Source organism: Dactylosporangium sp. NPDC049140 (assembly GCF_040648435.1).
In genome coordinates, this window is the sequence record NZ_JBEZDS010000005.1 from 262,080 (window position 1) to 279,645 (window position 17,566).

The window sequence follows — 17,566 nt, forward strand, 5'->3', positions numbered from 1 at the left end:
GTGCGGCGGCGGTCGAGGACGCCCCAACCACGTCAGGGAGCAGCCTTGATGTCCGAAACAACCAGACCCGCCACCCCCGAACCCATCGATCGGCGCGCACGGAACCGACGGCGCGGGCTCCTCGTGAGCGCGCTCTCTGTCGCGGTCGTCCTGGTCGGCTACGCGGCCTTCTCGATCGGCAGCGCCAGCGCCGCGAGCACGCTGTTGTCCCAGGGCAAGCCGACCACCGCGTCGTCGACGGAGAACGCCGCCAGCCCGGCCTCGGCCGCCACCGACGGCAACACCGGCACCCGCTGGTCGAGCGCGTTCAGCGACCCGCAGTGGATCCAGATCGACCTGGGCCAGACCGCCACGATCGACCAGGTGGTGCTCAACTGGGAGGCCGCCTACGGCAAGTCCTTCCAGATCCAGACCTCGGCCAACGGCACGACCTGGACGAACGTCTACAGCACCACGACCGGCACGGGCGGCGTGCAGACGCTGAGCGTGTCCGGCTCCGGGCGGTACGTCCGGATGAACGGCACGGCCCGCGGCACCGCCTACGGGTACTCGCTGTGGGAGTTCCAGGTCTTCGGCACGATCGGCGGCGGCGAAACCTGCGGCTCGGCCAACGCCGCCCAGGGCAAGCCCGCGACCGCGTCGTCGACGGAGAACGCCGCGAGCCCGGCCTCGGCCGCGTTCGACGGCAACACCGGCACCCGCTGGTCGAGCGCGTTCAGCGACCCGCAGTGGATCCAGGTCGACCTCGGCGGCACCGCCAGCATCTGCGGCGTCGACCTCAACTGGGAGGCCGCCTACGGCAAGTCCTTCCAGATCCAGACCTCGGCCGACGGCACGACCTGGACGAGCATCTACAGCACCACGACCGGCGCCGGCGGGGTCCAGAACCTCACCGTCACCGGCTCCGGGCGGTACGTGCGGATGTACGGCACGGTCCGCGGCACCGCCTACGGGTACTCGCTGTTCGAGTTCGGCGTCCGCGTCACCGGCACCGTGCCGACCACGCCGATCAGCAACCCGCCGAGCAGCCCGCCGCCGCCGGACCAGTTCTGGGGCGACACCAGCACCATCCCGGCCGCGCAGAACGTGGTCGAGGTGAAGGTGCTCAACCGCACCAACGGGCGCTACCCGGACAGCCAGGTCTACTGGAGCTTCAACGGGCAGACGCACTCGATCGCCGAGCAGCCGTACCTCGACATGCCGGCCAACAGCGCGGGCCGGATGTACTTCTACGTGGGCCAGCCCAACGGGCAGTACTACGACTTCATCGAGTTCACCGTCGGCGCCAACGTGTTCAACGGCAACACCACGCGCGTCGACGCCTTCGGGCTGAAGCTCGCGATGCGCCTGCACGCCAAGGACGGCTACGACGTGCAGGTCGGCGAGGACTACCAGACCTTCACCGAGACGCGGGAGGCCACCTTCGCGAAGTTCATCGCCGAGGTGCCGCAACAGTTCAAGGTGCTCGCCCAGTCGCAGGCGCCGTACCGGATCATCGCGCCGGGCAGCGACCCGACCTTCCGCTCCGGCGGGGTGAACCAGAACTACTTCACCGCCTACGCCCAGCAGTTCGGCATCAACGCCCCGACCTCGGACATCTTCGGCTGCGCCGGGGTGCTCGCCAACGACCCGGGCAACTGCGCCGCGCTCAACCGGCACGTGCGCGAGCGGCCGCAGTCGGACTGGTCGACGCCGAGCCTGTACTACCTGGCCGCGCCGGCGAACTACTACGCGAAGTTCTGGCACGACCACGCCATCAACCGGCTCGCGTACGGCTTCCCGTACGACGACTACGCCGGCCAGTCGTCGTTCGTGTCGCACGGCAGCCCGCAGTACCTGCTGGTCGCCGTCGGCTTCTAGGAGGAACCGGGGGTGGTGCGGATCACCGCGCCGCCCCCTTTCTTCAACCCAGGTTTATCAGTCTACATTTACTAAATGGAGATCGAGAGCACCGCCGCCGCGCTGCAGATCGCGGTCGGGCGGCTGGTCCGGCGGCTCCGGCAGACGCACGTGCCCGGCGAGCTGACGCTGTCGGAGGCCTCGGTCCTGTCGCGGCTGGACCGCGGCGGGCCCGCGACGCCCGGCGAGCTGGCCGGCGACGAGCGGGTCAAGCCGCAGGCGATGGGCACCACGCTGCAGGCCATGGAGCAGCGCGGGCTGGTGCGCCGCTCCCCCGACCCCGGCGACGGCCGCCGCGTGCTCATCACGGTCACCGACGACGGGCGCCGGCTGCTCACCGACCGCCGCACGCTCAAAACGCAGGCGCTGGCCGAGGCGATCGCCCACCTCAGCGCCGACGAGCGGCGATCCCTGGTCGAGGCGGCCCGGCTGCTCGACAAGCTGGCGGAGGAGCTGTGACCGCCACGCTGCCGGAGACGAAGACCGACCGGTACAAGTGGATCGCGCTGTCCAACACCACGCTCGGCATGCTCATGGCGACGATCGACGGGTCGATCGTCATCATCTCGCTGCCGGCCATCTTCCGGGGCATCGGGCTGGACCCCCTGGCGCCGGGCAACATCGGCTACCTGCTGTGGATGATCATGGGCTACCTGCTCGTGTCGGCCGTGCTGGTGGTCGCGCTCGGGCGCCTCGGGGACATGTTCGGCCGCGTCCGGATGTACAACCTCGGCTTCCTGATCTTCGCCATCGCCTCCGTCGCGCTCTCCTTCGACCCCTTCCGCGCCGGGGCCGGGGCGATGTGGCTCATCGGCTGGCGCATCGTGCAGGCCTTCGGCGGCGCGATGCTCACGGCCAACTCGGCGGCCATCCTCACCGACGCGTTCCCGGCGCGCCAGCGCGGCATGGCGCTGGGCATCAACCAGATCACCGCGCTCGCCGGGCAGTTCCTCGGGCTGCTGCTGGGCGGGGTGCTCGCCACGATCGACTGGCGGGCGGTGTTCTGGGTCAGCGTGCCGGTCGGGGTGGTGGGCACCATCTGGTCGTACCGCAGCCTGCGCGAGACCGGCGAGCGGCAGCGCGCGTCCGTCGACTGGCTCGGCAACGTGACGTTCGCGGCCGGGACGCTGCTCATCCTGGCGTCGATGACGTACGGCATCCAGCCCTACGGCGGCCACCCGACCGGCTGGACCAGCCCGCGCGTGCTCGGCGGGATCGGGCTCGGCGTGCTGCTGCTCGTCGCGTTCGTGGTCGTCGAGTCGCGCATCGCGCACCCGATGTTCCGGCTGGGGCTGTTCAAGATCCGGGCGTTTGCGGCCGGCAACCTGGCAGCGCTGCTGGTGGCGATCGCCCGCGGCGGCATGCAGTTCATGCTCATCATCTGGCTGCAGGGCATCTGGCTGCCGCTGCACGGGTACAAGTTCGAGGACACGCCGCTGTGGGCCGGCATCTTCATGCTGCCACTGACCGCCGGGTTCCTCATCGCCGGGCCGATCTCCGGGTACCTCTCCGACCGCTTCGGCGCCCGGCTGTTCTCGACCACGGGCCTGCTGCTCGTCGCGGCCGGGTTCCTGGGGCTGCTGCTGATCCCGATCGACTTCCCGTACCCGCTCTTCGCCGCCCTCCTCGTGCTCAGCGGCCTCGGCCAGGGCATGTTCTCCGCGCCGAACACCTCGGCGATCATGAGCAGCGTGCCGGCCGACCAGCGGGGCGTGGCCTCGGGAATGCGCGCCACGTTCCAGAACGCGGGCACGTCGCTGTCGATCGGGGTGTTCTTCTCGCTCATGGTGGTGGGCCTGGCCCGTGCGCTGCCGCGGACGATGACGGACGGCCTCACCGCGCAGGGGGTACCGCACGGCGTGGCCGCCTCGGTCGCCGGCCTGCCCCCGGTGAGCACGCTGTTCGCGGCGTTCCTGGGCAGCAACCCGGTCGCGCACCTGCTGGAGCCGTACGGGGTACTGGCGAGCCTGCCGCCGGCGAACGCGACGACGCTGACCGGGCACGAGTTCTTCCCGAACCTGATCGCCCAGCCGTTCCACGACGGCCTGGTGGTCGTCTTCGGCGCGGCGACGCTGATGACGCTGCTGGCCGCGGCCGCCTCAGCCTCCCGCGGGCGCCACGTCCTCCAGGACTGACAGCGCCCCCGCGGGGCAGCCGAGCACGGCCAGGCGCACCTTGTCCTGCAGCCGCGGGGGCGGCTCGGCGACGAGCAGCTCCACCACCCCGTCGTCCTCGCGCTGGTCGAAGACCTCGGGCACGCTGAGCACGCACATGCCCGAGGCGAGGCACACCGCGGCGTCGGCCCGGACCCTCACCAGAGCACCGGGACCTCGTCGACGGCCCCGGTGAGCCGGTTCTCGTGGACCACGATGTCGTCCACGGGCACCGCGAGGCGCAGGTCCGGGAAGCGGCGCAGCAGCGCCGGGAACACGGTGCGCAGCTCGGTGCGGGCGAGGTTCGCGCCGATGCAGACGTGCACGCCGTGGCCGAAGGCGAGGTGCACGTTCGGCGAGCGGTCGACGTCGAACCCGGCCGGGTCGGCGAACACCGTCGCGTCGCGGTTGGCCGAGTTGCTGGAGATGATGACCGCGTCGCCGCGGGCGATCGTGACACCGCCGACCTCGACGTCGTCGTGGGCGTACCGCAGCAGGCCGAGGCCGCCGGGGGCGGTGATGCGCAGGATCTCCTCCACCGTCGCGGCGACCTCGCCGTCGGGGTCGGCCCGGAACCGGTCGCGCCGGTCCAGGTCCGCGAGCAGCAGCAGGGTGCCCAGGTCGATGCGGGTGGAGGTGGTCTCGTGGCCGGCGAAGATGAGCCCCGCCGCCAGCCGCGCCACCTCGTCGTCGGTGAGCGTGGGGTCCGTGGTCTGCGCGGTGACGAGGTCGGAGATGACGTCCGGCGTGGGGTCCCGGCGCTTCTGTTCGGCGAGCCCGGAGGTGTACTCCCGGAACTCCGCCATCGCCAGCTGCGCGTCGGCGCCGCCGTCGATGCGCCCGACGCGCTCGGACAGCCCGCGGAAGCGCTGCCGGTCCTCGTAGGGCACGCCGAGCAGCTCGCAGATGACGAGCACCGGCAGCGGGAACGACAGCACTTCGTGCAGGTTCACCGGCTCGTCCGGGCGCGCGTCCCGGGCCGCCTGCATGTCATCGAGGCAGCGCGCGGTCAGCTCCTCGATGCGGGTGCCCAGGCGGCGCATGCGGGCCGCGGAGAACGCCGGCGCCAGCAGGCGGCGCATCCGGGTGTGCTCGCGCTCCTCGGTCTCGAAGTCACCCGTCGGGCCGTCCTGCAGCGCGGCGTGGGTGATCCGCGACGCGCGCTCGGGCTGCGGGTGGGAGCGGCCGAAGCGCTTGTCGCCGAAGACCTGGCGGGCCTCCGCGTACGCGGTCACGAGCCAGGCGGGGTCGCCCGCGGGCGTGGTCACACGGGTGATCGGCGCCTCGCGACGCAGGACGTCGTAGAGCGGGGCGATCTCGAGGATGTTGGGCCGGGCGAACGGCAGCCGCGGGGCCGCCTCCGTCGTAGTGGTCATGGTGTTTCTCCCCGGGACGGCAGGCATCGACTTTGATCGATCGCGAGACTACCACGGGTCATGCCGCTCCGACCTACGGTAGCCGCCCCGCCCGGACATCACCATGCGCGAAAACGGCCAGGGCGGCCACGAGGTCCGGGGCGGCGCCGGCCCGCTGGGCGTGCCGCAGCGGGGTCAGGCCCTGCTTGGTCGGCGCCGCCGGGTCGAGGCCCGCGGCGACGAGACGGTGCAGCAGGCGCGGCCCGGCCTCGTCGGGTACCAGGGCCGGCAGGACGTGCAGCAGGGAGCGGCCGTCGCCGGCCCGGACGTGCGGGTCGAGGCCGGCGTCGAGCAGGGCGGTCACGGTGTCGGCCTCGCCCCGCTCGGCCCGGGCGAAGAGCTCGGCGCGCAGCTCGCGCAGCCGGGCCGGGAGCCGGCCGGGACCGCCCCGCCAGGCGATCGCCGCGCCCGCGCATCCGGCCGGGACCGGGCCGCCGACGGCGAGCAGCGCCAGCTCCCGCCCGAGCTCCTCGGGCGGGTGGGGCCCGGCCAGGACGCCGTCGCGGAAGGCGACCTCGTGCCAGTCGGGGCCGCAGCGCACCCGGACCGGGGCGAGCGGCGCCATCGGGGGCGGCCCGGCCGGATCGGACGCGGGCCGCGCCGGGAACAGGGCCGCGGCCACCAGGGGATGCAGGTCCCCGGGAGCGATGCGGCCGAGCAGCAGGTCCCAGAAGTCCTCCGGGGCGTACAGCTCGGTCAGCGGCAGCTCCACGGACGGCTCCCCCATGTCCCACGCCACGTCCACTACCCGCAGGCGGGGCTTTACGCGGCCGGTCGGGTCGAGCCGGTCGATCCAGAAACGGTGGTACCGGGCGGCCGGGATGCGCACCGCCCCCACGCCGGCCCGCGTCGCGATCGTCCAGGCCACGTACGCCAGCTGCACGGCCGCGGGCGCCTTGCCGTTCTCCAGCGCCTGGTACCAGCCCGGGGCCGAGTTGTTCAGGTCCACGTCGAACCCGGCCTCCAGCCACGCCTGCTCGCCGCGGCCGGCGCGGAAGTCGGCCACGACCCGCTCGGTGACCGCCTCGGGGCCCTCGCCCTCGAGCCGCGTGCCGTCGGGGGCGAAGAACGGCAGCCGGGTGTACCCGCCGCAGCGCGCGAGCAGCCCCGCGGCGTGCCGGTCGTCCCACAGCTCGCGCAGGCCGTGCAGCCCGGAGGCGAGCCGGTCCGGATCCAGCCGGTCGTACCGCAGGGCGAAGCGGGTTGCGCCGGTCTGCGGTACCAGCTGCAGGCCGTGCTCGCCAAGGACCGTCAGCGGGATGGCGGCGCCCCCGGCGACGGGCCGGGCCGGGTGCTCGTACAGCCGCAGCACGTGCCAGCGCAGCAGGTCCGGCACCAGGTGGCGCAGGTCGTCGTCGAGCGCGGCGCCGGCCTCGGCCCCGAACCGCGCGGAGACGGCGGCGGGGTCGGCCTCGAGCGCGATACCGGCCGCTGCGCAGGCGCCGGCCCGGTCGCCCGCGGCGCGCCGGCGGGTGCACAGGTCCACCTGCGCTCGGGTCAGGCCGTAGCGGGTCTTCTGCACCGCGGCAGTCTAGAACGGCAGCGGCCCCACCGTCCGCAGTGGACGATGGGGCCGCCTCGGAACTTTGTTACGCCCCGCCGCCACCGGGCTGGGTCACGCCGTTCACCGTGAGGGTATACGGCGCGTACTGCTGCACCTGCTCCGTCGGCTCGTCGTAGGCCACGACGGCCACGACCTTCGGGAACAGCGACAGCAGCGCCAGCTGGATCCAGTTGAGCGAGAGCTCGTTCTGGCCGTTGAACTCGAACTGCCAGGCGAACGCGTGCGCCTCGTCGATGCCGATCAGCTTCACGTTCCAGTTGTGGACCGTGACGGGCTTGATCTGCGTCGGCGACTTGAACGGCGCCAGGCTGGAGCCGTCGCTGAGCACGGTGCCGCCCAGCTTGATGTTGTCCAGCAGCAGGCCGCCCTCGTTCACGCCGCCGTCGGAGACGTAGCGGAACGACACCAGGATCGACTGGCCGGCGTACGCCGACAGGTCGTAGGTGTGCGGCTCGAAGCCGTCCGTCGTGCCGTTCAGGCCGGGGCCGAACGGCGCGTCGACGGTCTTGTCACCGGCGATCGAGGTGTACGTGGTGCCACCGTCGGTCGAGACCTGGACGTATCCGTAGTCGTAACCGGACTCGGCGCCGTACTTCGCGTCGAAGCTCAGCGTCGCGTTGGTGGCGGGCACGGTCACCGGGATGACCGCGGCGGCGTCGGTGTTGTTCGCGTTGCCGGAGAACAGCACCGAGTCGCCCGGGCGGTCCGGGTCGTTGTTGACCAGCGTCCAGGCCAGGGGCAGGGTCGGCAGGGTCTTCGCGCCGCTGAACTTCAGCGAGCGCAGGTCCTTGCCGGCCAGCGCCTTGCCGTTCTTCTGGAGCAGCACGTAGTCCGCACCGTTGGGGGCCGCACCGGGCTTGTCGTACGAGCTCGGGTTGGCGAAGTTCACCGTCGACTTGACGCTCTTCGACGTGACCTTCTTCTTGTCGGCCCCGAGGACGATCCCCCACGGGGACTCCCCGACGATCCGGTCGAGCAGCACCGAGCTCTGGTAGTCCCGCAGGACCGCGTATGCGCCGCCCTTGACGCCCTCCGCCTTCGCGGCGGCGTCGAGACTGGCGATACCCTGCAGGTCAGCGTCGCGGTGGAGCCGCGAGATGATGTCCTCACCGTAGTGGTCGGACAGGTACAGCATCAGCTGGAACGCGTTGCCGTAGTCGGCGAGCACGCCACTGCCGGTGTTGCCCTCACCCCAGAGGTTGAGCGAGTTCTGCGCACCGTTGCAGTCCCGGGGGTTGGGGTTGTACGGCGTCTGCACGCTGCCCCAGCCCTGGAAACAGTTCAGGTGGCTGTCGTTGCCCTTCTCGGTGATCGTCTTGGTCCCGTCGACGTACCCGGTGAGCACCTGAGCCCAGTCGCTCAGGCCCTCGTTCATCCAGGAGACCTCGTTCGGGTCCGAGTAGTACTCGACCAGGTGCTGCCACTCGTGCGCGAACGTGCCCTCGTAGAGGCGCGGCTTCGTCGGGCGGCTGGTGCACAGGTCCGCCGTCGGCTCGTCGGCCGGGTTGGCACCGGTGCGGTGCGCCCAGTCGAACGCGTCGATGGTCATGACGTTACGGTCGAGCAGCTCATTGATCTGCGAGGAGAAGAAGCCGGCGATGTACGTCGGGTTGGCCGGGAAGTCGTAGTAGTTCGAGTCCCGGACGTTGTCGACGAGCGTCACCGTCTTCTCGCCGCCACCCGAGTAGTCGCCGCCGTGTCCGTTGGCGTCCGGGGGCACGACGGCGTTGCTGCCGTCGCGGTCCGGCGGGGTGGCGAAGGCGGCCGTCTCCTTCGGGTACATGTTGGTGTCGAACTCCTGGATGAAGCTCGTCACCTGCGCATCCGTCACCGTGGTGGTGTTCGAGATCTGGTTGCGGCAGTCCCCCGCGGGGAACGACGTGTCCACCGCGACCCACACCTCGATGTGGTTGCCGACGCCACGCAGCACGTAGTCCTTGCGGTACAACGAGCCCGTGGTGTCGTTGGAAGCCAGCCACTGACGCACGGTGCCGACCGGCGGGGTGACCCCCGCGGCGAGCGTGGAGCGCCGCTGCGCCTTGCTGCTCGCCATCTTCTTCGCGTCGACGGCCTTGCCCTCGAACGTGAAGTTCGTGCGGTTCATCTCCCGCACGTCGGACGCGCCCGCCGCCTGCTTGGCCGGGGCTTTCGCCGGGGCCGCAAGAGCCGGCGCCGCCGGCAACGCGACGAGCACCGGGATGGCCAAGGCTACGGCCGCGGTCGTGGCCAGCCCTTTTCTTACCATGGAGCCTCCTTTACGACGACACGCCGAACCCGGCGGGGTGGCCGCCGGGAACGGAGCGACGAGTGCGGGATCGTATTGACACCGCACACTATCGTCGCGATCCATGGAGACGGCCGTCGCTTCGTAGGCCGAGGGTCCACGCAAGGGGTTGCCGGGCTTGCCGTTCGAGGCCAAACCGTGATTACCGTCGATGTTCGGCCATCGCCGGGAAAGGTGCCCTTAAGAAAGGCCGCTTGATCACCGAACGTGACGGGCGGATTGCGGCCACTCGAATCCGTGACGCACGAACCGGTCAGCGGGTTGCACACCGGGGCGAAACTCCGGCGAAAACACCCGGCCGGGCGACATCCGCCGCCGGTCAGACGATCACCGACCGCGACGTCCGGTGGTGCCCGCACCGGCCGGACGGATGGGGTTACCGGCTGGACAGTGGTTCACCCACCGTCACCGCAGACCGTATCGTCGCAGCATGGCAGCCCTGACCCTCGCGGTGGAACGACTCGCTGCCGCCACGGTCCTGTCCTGTCACGGGGCGTTGGTGGCGGCCAGCGCGATGCAGCTCGAGACGGCCCTGTCCCAGGCGCTGCTGCGGCCCGACCTCCGCATCGTGGTCGACCTCGGGGCGGTGGCCACGATCGACTGCACGGGCGTGATGATGCTGCGCGTGACCGCGGGTATCGCCGCCGAGCAGGGCGGCTCCCTGGTGCTGGCGGCGCCGAACCCGCAGGTCGTGCACACGCTGCGTGAGGGCGGGACGCTGCACACCATCGCGACGTACCACACCGTGCAGGCCGCCCTCGACGGCGACGCGGACGCCCTGATCACCGAGCCCGACGCGACGCCCGCCCCGACCGCGTGGCCGATGAACCGCACGGACCGCCGCAGCGCCTGACCGGCCTTAGGCTGGCCCTATGGAGTCCGCGTACGTGCGCTGGCGGCCCGCCCCGGCCGTGCGCCCCTTCGCGGCCTTCTACACGGGTTACGCCCGGCACGAGCTGCCGCCGGGCCGGCACCGGGGGCTGCCGTCGCCCTACCTGACCCTGATCGTCGCGCTCGACCGGCCGCTGCGCATCCTCGCCCACCCGGACCCGGCCGCCCCGCCCGGCGACTACGGCACCCTGATCGGCGGCCTGCACACCACGCCGGCCCTGATCGAGCAGACCGGCACCTCGGCGGGCATCCAGGTGGCCCTGTCGCCGCTGGGCGCCCGCGCGCTGCTCGGCCTGCCCGCCGGCGAGCTGGCCGGCGCCGACCTCGACGGCGCCGACGTGCTCGGGCCGCTCGCGGCCGAGCTGCGTGAGCGGGTGGCGCTGGCCGCGGACTGGCCGGCGCGGTTCCGGATCGTCGACGAGCTGCTCACCCGGCGGGCCCGGCCCGACGTGCGGCCCGCGCCGGAGGTGGCCTTCGCGTGGCACCGGCTGTGCGCGACGGGCGGCGCGGTCGGCCCGGGCGAGCTCGCCGGGGAGACCGGGTGGAGCGCGCGGTACCTCGCCCGCCGTTTCGCCGTCGAGATCGGCCTGTCGCCGAAGGTCGCCGGGCGCGTGGCCCGCTTCGACCGGGCCCGGCGGCGGCTGCAGGACTCGGCCGGCACGCACCCGCTCGCCGCGCTGGCCGTCGACTGCGGCTACTACGACCAGGCCCACCTGACCCGCGAGTTCACGGCGCTGGCCGGGGTACCACCGGCGCGCTGGTGGGCGGAGGAGTTCCGAAACGTGCAATCCCCGGTGGACCTGGCCGGGGCAGACTCGGCGGCATGAGCGATGACAAGATCCCGCCGCCGAACGTGTGGCCCACCCTGCGCGCCACCGACGCCCGCGCCCTGATCACGTTCCTCGTCGACGCGTTCGGCTTCGTCGAGGTCGCCGCCTACGGCGAGGGCAACCTGATCATGCACGCCGAGCTGGCCTGGCCCGAGGGCGGCGGCATCATGCTGGGCAGCGACCGCCAGGACGGCTCCAAATGGAGCCTCAAGCCGGGCTCGTTCGGCTGCTACGTCGTGACCGCCGAGCCGGATGCGCTGCTCGCCCAGGCCCGGGCCGCCGGGGCCGAGATCACCCAGGAGCTCGAGGACACCGACTACGGCTCGCGGGGGTTCGCGGCGCGCGACCCGGAGGGCAACCTGTGGTCGTTCGGCACGTACCGCGGCGAGCCCCGCCCCGTGTAGAGCCGCGCGCCCCGGCTCCGACCTCAGGGCATGACGAAGTTCCTGCTGTTGCACGGGCTCGGATCGGTGCCGCCGGCCGAGCTGGGCGGCGAGTTGGTCGACGCGGGCCGCCTCGCCGACCCCAGCCTGACGGTCCTCGTCGAGGGCGGCGTCGGCCGGGGTTCGTTCCGCTGGTACTGGCTGATCGACGTCGAGTCGCTGGAGCGCGCGGTGGAGATCGCCGCGGCCGCGGGCGGCCCGGTCTCGGTGTGCCGGCTCATGAGCGACCGGCCCGGCCCCGACCTCGACTGCTGAGCACCCACTCGGGCCGGCCGGCGGCCTCGACGGCGGCGTTGCACGCTTGGCGCGGGCTTCGCCCGGTACGCGGCTGTTCCTAGCCTGGCGCGGGCTTCGCCCGGTACGCGGCTGTTCCTAGCTTGGCGCGGGCTTCGCCCGGTACGCGGCGGGGGGTTCCCACCCCGCATCCCCCATGGCCGCTACGCGACCACTTTGACGGGCGCATCCGCGCACCAGGTGCGCGACTGCTCCTAGCATGGCGCGGGCTTCGCCCGGTACGCGGCGGGGGGTTCCCACCCCACACCCCCCATGGCCGCTACGCGACCACCTTTGACGGGCATCCGCGCTCGGGGTGCGCGGCTGTTCCTCGTTTGGCGCGGGGCTCACCCAGCACTCCGTGGCCGCTTTTGCGGGCGCGGCGGCCGCTGCCCTTGAGCGGCGGCCGCCGGGCCTGTGGTGGCTCAGCGGCCGCTGGCCGCGTGGTACTGGTCCACGATCTCCTGCTTGATGCGGCCACGGTCGGACACCTGGAATCCGGCGCCCTGGGCCCATTCCCGGATCGCCCGGTTCTGGTCGCGGTCGCCGCGCGTGGTGCCGCGGCCCCGTCCGGGTGCGGTTCGGGACCCTACGGACGCGCTCCGGCCGACCTTGGTGCCCGCGGAAATGTAGGGCTTGAGCGCGGCGCGCAGTTTCTCCGCGTTCTTCTTGGACAGGTCGATCGAATACTGCACGCCATCGAGGCCGAACGTCACACTCTCATCGGCGGGCTTACCGTCCAGATCGTCGATCAGTTCCTGAATGACACGCTTGGCCATGCCGGCCGACCTCCCGTATGCGACTGGGACCGGTTGTTTGAAACGGCGCCCGTGGCAAACAGTATCGCGAATCAATTGCATTCCCGCCAGATAGCCGGGGAAAACAGTTCATCACCGATCGTGTCCATGCAATTACCGGGTACCCGGCGCGCCCCTTGACCGGTCTAGGCTCGGGCGATGAGCGCACCGCCGCTGGACTGGGGGCGCCTGCTCGTGGCGCAGCTGGAGTTCTACTGGGACGCGCACCTGTGGCCGCGGCTGCAGGGCCTGACCGACGACGAATACTTCTGGGAGCCGGTGGCGGACTGCTGGAGTGTCCGGGCCGGCGCGGACGGCCGATTCCGTCCCGACGGCGTCACCACCCGCCGGGAACCGCCGCCGGTGACGACGATCGCCTGGCGGATGATGCACATCGCGGTCGGCTGTTTCGTCATCCGTTCGGCGACGTTCTTCCCCGGCCCGGGCGACCCCGCGGATGCCGACATGTTCGACCCGCGTCACGTGCCTGCGGATCTGCCGCACACGGCGGCCGACGGGGTGGCGTTCCTGCACGACAGTTACCGGCAATGGCACGACCACATCGCCGACCTCGGCGACGAGGCGATGCGAACGCCACTAGGACCGAAGGGCGCCTATTTCTCCGCCGATCCGATGGCCGCGCTCATCGTGCACCTGAACCGGGAAACGATGCACCACGGCGGCGAGATCGGCGTGCTGCGCGACCTTTACGCCGCCCGTAGCTGAACCGGCGGGCACGCGGCGAGCACCGCCTCCGCGACCGCGTTCTGGGCGGCCACGGCGGCCGGGCGCGGCTCGAGGCGGTCGGTCAGGTACACCGTGACGAGCCGCCGCTGCGGGTCGGCCCAGGCGATGCAGACGTAGCTGCCGTTGTGCCCGAACGTCGCCGGGCTGCTCGTGCGGCCCATCGGGCGCGGCGTGCGCGGGTCGGGGCCCGGGCCGCCCAGCTGGAACCCGTGCGACCAGCGGATCGGCAGGCGCAGCAGGGCATCGACGGCGCCGTCGCTGGTCGGGGTGGTGGCGAACGCGACGGTCGGCGGCGCGAGCAGCTTCACGCCGCCGAGGCTTCCGCCGGCGGCCAGCAGTGTGTAGAGCACGGCGAGGTCGCGGGCGGTGGCGGAGACGCCCGCGGCCGGGATGACGGCCCGGCGGACCGCGCGGCGGTTCACGAACGCGGCCGTGACCTGCGGGCCCGGGCCGCGGCCGCGCAGCGGGACGTGCCGGTGCCACTCGGCGTCGGGCAGGCCCAGGTGCGTGTCGCGCAGGCCCAGCGGCCGCAGGATCTCGGCCGCCAGCACCTCGCGGACCGGCTCGCCGGTGACGCGGCGCACGAGCTCGCCGAGCAGGAAGCCGAAGCTGAGGTACTGGTAGGCCGGGCCCCCGCCGGCCGGGAAGCGCGGGCGGGCCCGCTCCAGCGCCCGCACCGACGCGTCCCAGTCGGTCATGGCGAGCGCGTCGCGGGCCGTGGACCGCGCGACCGGGAGCCCGGAGCGGTGCTGGAGCACGTGCCGCACGGTGATCGACGTCTTGCCGTTGGCTCCGAACTCGGGCCAGTGCCGCGCGATCGGGTCGTCCAGGCCCAGCTCGCCGCGCTCGATCAGCCGGTGCACCAGCAGCGCGACGTAGGGCTTGCTGACCGAGAACAGCCAGAACAGGGCGCCGGGGTCGCAGCCGTGGGCGCGGTCGAGCACGACCGTCCCGTCGCGCACGACGACGAGCTGGGACGCGCCGCCGCGGTCGCGGGCCAGGGCGGCCGCCGTTTCGAGGCCGTCGCGGTCGACGCCGCCGGGGTCCCGTTCGCGCCAGTCGAGCACGGCACCAGTATCGGGCCGGCAACCGTTCCGCACCCGCCGGTACCCGGACCGCACCGCGCGAGGACGGCCCGGCCGGCAGAACCCGGAGCAAGGGCGTGGACGCCCGCTCGGTCCTGCAGAGCGGCGACCTCGTCGACACCTACGCCTGACCCGGCGCCGGGCGGCCGTCGCGGGCCGCCCGGCGTCCAGGGTCTAGCGGCCCGGCGTCTCGGCCAGGGTGCTGGCGCCGGTCATGATGGCCACCGCCTCGGACATGGTGTGGGTCTCCGGCGTGATGACGCCGGCCCCGCGGCCGAGGCGCTGGATGTGGATGCGGTCGGCCACCTCGAACACGTGCGGCATGTTGTGGCTGATCAGGATGACCGGAAGGCCGCGGGCGCGTACCTCGCCGATCATCCGCAGCACCTGGTTCGACTCGCGCACGCCCAGGGCCGCGGTCGGCTCGTCGAGCACGATCACCTTGCTGCCGAAGGCGGCGGCCCGGGCCACGGCGACGGCCTGGCGCTGGCCGCCGGAGAGCGTCTCGACCGGCTGGGCCATGTTCTGCAGGGTGCCGATGCCGAGGTCGGCGAGCGCCTGGCCGGCGTCGGCGCGCATGCCCTTCTTGTCGAGCATCCGCAGGACCGAGCCGAGCACGCCCGGGCGGCGGCGCTCCCGGCCCAGGTACAGGTTCCCGGCGATGTCGAGCGCGGGCGCGACGGCCAGGGTCTGGTACACGGTCTCGATCCCGGCCTCGCGCGCGTCCTGCGGGCGGCGGAAGTGCACCGGGGTGCCGTCGAGGCGGATCTCGCCCGCGTCGGGGACGAGGGCGCCGGTCAGGCACTTGATGAGCGTCGACTTGCCGGCGCCGTTGTCGCCGATGACGGCCAGGACCTCGCCCGGGTGCAGGTCGATGTCCACGCCGTCGAGGCCGACCACGCGGCCGAAGGTCTTCACAAGCCCGCGCGCGGACAGCACCGGGGCCGCGCTCATGCCTTCACCCGCCGGATCCACTGGTCGACGGCGACGGCGACCAGGACGAGCAGGCCGACGGCGAGGACGCGGTACTGGTCGTCGACCCCGGCGAGGGAGAGCCCGCTGCGGAAGGCGCCGACGATGAGCGCGCCCAGCATGGTGCCCAGCACGGCACCGCGGCCGCCGAAGAGGCTCGTGCCGCCGATCACGACGGCGGTGATGCTCTCCAGGTTCGCGTCGGTGATCGCGTTCGGGCTCGCGGCGCCGGCCCGGCCGATGAGGATCCAGGCGGTCAGGCCGTAGATGGCGCCGGCGAGGGTGTAGACGCTCAGCAGCACCCGGTCGACGCGGATGCCGGCGAGGCGGGCCGCCTCCTTGTCGTCGCCGACGGCGTAGACGTGCCGGCCCCAGGCGGTGTTGGCCAGGGCGAAGCCGACGGCGCAGTACAGCACCAGGACCAGCACCACGCCGACCGTGATGTGGAACCGGCCCACGGCGAACGTCTCCCCGGTCCAGTTGACGAACGCCGGCAGGTCGACCTGCTGGACGCTCTGGCCCTTGGAGTACAGCAGCCCGATCGCGGTGAACACGCTCAGCGTGCCGAGCGTGACGATGAACGGCGGCAGCCCGATGCGGGTGACCAGGGCGCCGTTGAGCAGCCCGGCCAGCACGCCGACGGCGATGCCGACGAGCACCGCGACGAGCCCGGGCAGCCCGTTGCCCTCGGCCAGCTTCGCCGAGAGCATCATCGCCAGGATCGTGACCGCCCCGACGGACAGGTCGATGCCGGCGGTGAGGATGACGAGGGTCTGCCCGACCGCGAGCGCGCCGATGACGGCGACCTGCTGCAGTACCAGCGACAGCGAGTTGGGCGAGGAGAAGCGCGGGTTGATCGCCGAGAAGACGACCGCCGCGACGACGAGGACGAGCAGCGGGCTGATCGCCGGGTGGGCGTGCAGCACGTGCTGGACACGCTGCAGGGGCGACTGGCGGCGCAGCGCGAACTGCTCGGCGGCGGTCGTGGCTGTCACTTCTTGCCCCAGCACAGCTCGGTGCCCTTGGCCACGTCGATCGACTCGACGCCGGCCGCGGGCTTGCCGGTGACCAGCGCGACCCCGGTGTCGTAGAAGTCCAGGCCGGAGGTGACCTGCGGCTTCTGCCCGCCGGTCGCGATCTGCTTGATGGCCTTCACGCCGAGCTCGGCCATTTTCAGCGGGTACTGCTGGGAAGTGGCATTGATCAGGCCGTCCTTGACCTGCTGCACCCCGTCGCACCCGCCGTCGATCGACACGACGATCGGGCTCGGCACGTTGGCCGCCTTGAGGGCCTTCTGGGCGCCGACGGCCGCGGGCTCGTTGATCGTGTACACCACGTTGATCCCCGGGTTCTTGGTCAGGCACCGCTCCATCGCGGTCCGCCCGCCGTCCTCGGCGCCGTTCGTGGGCTCGTTGCACGCGATGGTGTAGGTGCCATTCCCGCCGGCACTGGTGTAGTTGCCGGTTTTTGCTTCATCGCCGTTGCGCTTCTTGTCCTTGGCGTCGATGCCCATGCCGGTGAGGAAGCCCTGGTCCCGGTTGTAGTCGACCGACACGATCTTGTCGTTGAACAGGTCGAGCAGCGCGATGACGGCGGGCTTGCCGGCCAGGGTGGTGGCCGTCCACTTGCCGATGAGCTCGCCGGCCTTGAAGTTGTCGGTGGCGAAGGTGATGTCGACGGTGTTCGCCGGGTCGGGCGGGGTGTCCAGGGCGATCACGTACAGGCCGGCGTCGCGGGCCTTCTTGATGGCGGGGTTGACCCCGGGCCCGTTCGGGGTGATGAGGATGCCGGCGTCGCCGCGGGCGATGGCGTCCTCGATCGCCTGCACCTGGCCGGCCTCGTCGCCGTCGGCCTTGCCCGCGGCAATGGTGATCTTGATGCCGTCGGCCGCGGCGGCCTGCTTGGCGCCGTCCTGCATGGTGACGAAGAACGGGTTCGTGGAGTTCTTGGTGATGAGGGCGACCGAGATTTCCTTGCCGCCGCCGCCCCCGCCGGCCTGGTCGTCGCCGCACGCGGCGGCCGGCAGCACCGTGAGGGTCGCGGCGAGCGCGATAAGGGCCCTGCGCATGGTTCCTCCTTTGACAACGTTGTCAAAACACTCTCGTTAGGCCACATCATGATTGTCAATACATGCAGTTCCAATATCTCGTGTAACGATTTGGGCACGGTCATGCGTGTCCGACAACGTTGTCAAGACGAACTCCTGGTAGCTT

The 17,566-nt window shown here is 72.0% G+C and carries 17 protein-coding genes; 8 read left to right on the forward strand and 9 right to left on the reverse strand.

What is annotated here, in order from left to right; all coding sequences use genetic code 11:
- Positions 1-48 precede the first annotated feature (48 nt).
- The 3 genes from AB0B76_RS11810 to AB0B76_RS11820 all read left to right on the forward strand — a co-directional run bounded on the left by AB0B76_RS11810 (position 49) and on the right by AB0B76_RS11820 (position 4,034).
- Entirely contained in the window at positions 49-1,860 is a 1,812-nt protein-coding gene (locus AB0B76_RS11810; RefSeq protein WP_360373421.1) for a discoidin domain-containing protein, read from the forward strand.
- A 75-nt stretch (positions 1,861-1,935) separates the two neighbouring features.
- On the forward strand, positions 1,936-2,358 hold the full coding sequence (locus tag AB0B76_RS11815) for a MarR family transcriptional regulator (RefSeq protein WP_360373424.1): 423 nt from the start codon (positions 1,936-1,938) through the stop codon (positions 2,356-2,358).
- Positions 2,355-4,034 (forward strand): MFS transporter, encoded by a 1,680-nt coding sequence (locus AB0B76_RS11820; protein ID WP_360373427.1) that lies wholly within the window; start codon positions 2,355-2,357, stop codon positions 4,032-4,034. The genes AB0B76_RS11815 and AB0B76_RS11820 overlap by 4 nt, the downstream gene beginning before the upstream one ends.
- Here AB0B76_RS11820 and AB0B76_RS11825 read toward each other — a convergent pair.
- From AB0B76_RS11825 to AB0B76_RS11840, 4 genes are all read right to left on the reverse strand, one after another.
- On the reverse strand, positions 3,999-4,214 hold the full coding sequence (locus AB0B76_RS11825; protein ID WP_360373430.1) for a ferredoxin: 216 nt from the start codon (positions 4,212-4,214) through the stop codon (positions 3,999-4,001). The genes AB0B76_RS11820 and AB0B76_RS11825 overlap by 36 nt on opposite strands.
- Complete coding sequence (locus AB0B76_RS11830) at positions 4,211-5,428, reverse strand: cytochrome P450 (RefSeq protein WP_360373433.1); 1,218 nt, start codon at positions 5,426-5,428, stop codon at positions 4,211-4,213. Before AB0B76_RS11830 ends, AB0B76_RS11825 begins: the two co-directional genes overlap by 4 nt.
- A 73-nt stretch (positions 5,429-5,501) precedes the next feature.
- Positions 5,502-6,989, reverse strand: coding sequence for a hypothetical protein (locus AB0B76_RS11835; protein WP_360373435.1), 1,488 nt, complete (start codon positions 6,987-6,989; stop codon positions 5,502-5,504).
- Between the two features lie 67 nt (positions 6,990-7,056).
- Positions 7,057-9,276 carry a choice-of-anchor J domain-containing protein gene (locus AB0B76_RS11840; protein WP_360373438.1) on the reverse strand — a complete coding sequence of 740 codons (2,220 nt, stop codon included), beginning with the start codon at positions 9,274-9,276 and terminating at the stop codon, positions 7,057-7,059.
- Positions 9,277-9,745: 469 nt separating this feature from the next.
- Between AB0B76_RS11840 and AB0B76_RS11845 the strand changes: the two genes are divergently transcribed.
- From AB0B76_RS11845 to AB0B76_RS11860, 4 genes are read left to right on the forward strand one after another with little or no spacing between them, the layout of a single operon-like run.
- Positions 9,746-10,168, forward strand: a complete 423-nt coding sequence (locus AB0B76_RS11845; RefSeq protein WP_360373441.1) for an STAS domain-containing protein — start codon at positions 9,746-9,748, stop codon at positions 10,166-10,168.
- A gap of 19 nt (positions 10,169-10,187) precedes the next feature.
- Complete coding sequence (locus tag AB0B76_RS11850; protein ID WP_360373444.1) at positions 10,188-11,033, forward strand: helix-turn-helix domain-containing protein; 846 nt, start codon at positions 10,188-10,190, stop codon at positions 11,031-11,033.
- A complete protein-coding gene (locus AB0B76_RS11855) occupies positions 11,030-11,440 on the forward strand; it encodes a VOC family protein (protein ID WP_360373447.1) in 411 nt (136 codons plus the stop codon). Before AB0B76_RS11850 ends, AB0B76_RS11855 begins: the two co-directional genes overlap by 4 nt.
- Before the next feature lie 30 nt (positions 11,441-11,470).
- Complete coding sequence (locus tag AB0B76_RS11860) at positions 11,471-11,734, forward strand: hypothetical protein (RefSeq protein ID WP_360373450.1); 264 nt, start codon at positions 11,471-11,473, stop codon at positions 11,732-11,734.
- Between the two features lie 443 nt (positions 11,735-12,177).
- On the opposite strand, the gene AB0B76_RS11865 is transcribed toward AB0B76_RS11860, so the two are convergent.
- Positions 12,178-12,531 (reverse strand): Lsr2 family protein, encoded by a 354-nt coding sequence (locus AB0B76_RS11865; RefSeq protein ID WP_360373453.1) that lies wholly within the window; start codon positions 12,529-12,531, stop codon positions 12,178-12,180.
- A gap of 177 nt (positions 12,532-12,708) precedes the next feature.
- On the opposite strand from AB0B76_RS11865, the gene AB0B76_RS11870 reads away from it, so the two are divergent.
- On the forward strand, positions 12,709-13,275 hold the full coding sequence (locus tag AB0B76_RS11870) for a DinB family protein (protein ID WP_360373456.1): 567 nt from the start codon (positions 12,709-12,711) through the stop codon (positions 13,273-13,275).
- On the opposite strand, the gene AB0B76_RS11875 is transcribed toward AB0B76_RS11870, so the two are convergent.
- The 4 genes from AB0B76_RS11875 to AB0B76_RS11890 form a co-directional block, all read right to left on the reverse strand.
- Positions 13,257-14,363 carry a serine hydrolase domain-containing protein gene (locus AB0B76_RS11875; protein WP_360373459.1) on the reverse strand — a complete coding sequence of 369 codons (1,107 nt, stop codon included), beginning with the start codon at positions 14,361-14,363 and terminating at the stop codon, positions 13,257-13,259. The genes AB0B76_RS11870 and AB0B76_RS11875 overlap by 19 nt on opposite strands.
- A 192-nt stretch (positions 14,364-14,555) precedes the next feature.
- Positions 14,556-15,335 carry an ATP-binding cassette domain-containing protein gene (locus tag AB0B76_RS11880; protein WP_360373462.1) on the reverse strand — a complete coding sequence of 260 codons (780 nt, stop codon included), beginning with the start codon at positions 15,333-15,335 and terminating at the stop codon, positions 14,556-14,558.
- The gene (locus AB0B76_RS11885) at positions 15,332-16,348 is read right to left on the reverse strand and encodes an ABC transporter permease (protein WP_360373465.1); all 1,017 of its coding nucleotides are present in this window, start codon (positions 16,346-16,348) and stop codon (positions 15,332-15,334) included. The genes AB0B76_RS11880 and AB0B76_RS11885 overlap by 4 nt, the downstream gene beginning before the upstream one ends.
- Positions 16,345-17,421: a substrate-binding domain-containing protein gene (locus AB0B76_RS11890; protein ID WP_360373468.1), complete on the reverse strand. Its 1,077-nt coding sequence runs from the start codon at positions 17,419-17,421 to the stop codon at positions 16,345-16,347. The genes AB0B76_RS11885 and AB0B76_RS11890 overlap by 4 nt, the downstream gene beginning before the upstream one ends.
- Between the last annotated feature and the right edge of the window lie 145 nt (positions 17,422-17,566).

Excerpts from the sequence above, each read along its gene's own strand:
- AB0B76_RS11850 (WP_360373444.1), top strand. The coding sequence starts at position 10,188 with ATGGAGTCCGCGTACGTGCGCTGGCGGCCCGCCCCGGCCGTGCGCCCC.
- AB0B76_RS11830 (WP_360373433.1), bottom strand. The coding sequence starts at position 5,428 with ATGACCACTACGACGGAGGCGGCCCCGCGGCTGCCGTTCGCCCGGCCC.
- AB0B76_RS11840 (WP_360373438.1), bottom strand. The coding sequence starts at position 9,276 with ATGGTAAGAAAAGGGCTGGCCACGACCGCGGCCGTAGCCTTGGCCATC.
- AB0B76_RS11815 (WP_360373424.1), top strand. The coding sequence starts at position 1,936 with ATGGAGATCGAGAGCACCGCCGCCGCGCTGCAGATCGCGGTCGGGCGG.
- AB0B76_RS11845 (WP_360373441.1), top strand. The coding sequence starts at position 9,746 with ATGGCAGCCCTGACCCTCGCGGTGGAACGACTCGCTGCCGCCACGGTC.
- AB0B76_RS11865 (WP_360373453.1), bottom strand. The coding sequence starts at position 12,531 with ATGGCCAAGCGTGTCATTCAGGAACTGATCGACGATCTGGACGGTAAG.
- AB0B76_RS11860 (WP_360373450.1), top strand. The coding sequence starts at position 11,471 with ATGACGAAGTTCCTGCTGTTGCACGGGCTCGGATCGGTGCCGCCGGCC.
- AB0B76_RS11890 (WP_360373468.1), bottom strand. The coding sequence starts at position 17,421 with ATGCGCAGGGCCCTTATCGCGCTCGCCGCGACCCTCACGGTGCTGCCG.
- AB0B76_RS11880 (WP_360373462.1), bottom strand. The coding sequence starts at position 15,335 with ATGAGCGCGGCCCCGGTGCTGTCCGCGCGCGGGCTTGTGAAGACCTTC.
- AB0B76_RS11855 (WP_360373447.1), top strand. The coding sequence starts at position 11,030 with ATGAGCGATGACAAGATCCCGCCGCCGAACGTGTGGCCCACCCTGCGC.
- AB0B76_RS11810 (WP_360373421.1), top strand. The coding sequence starts at position 49 with ATGTCCGAAACAACCAGACCCGCCACCCCCGAACCCATCGATCGGCGC.
- AB0B76_RS11870 (WP_360373456.1), top strand. The coding sequence starts at position 12,709 with ATGAGCGCACCGCCGCTGGACTGGGGGCGCCTGCTCGTGGCGCAGCTG.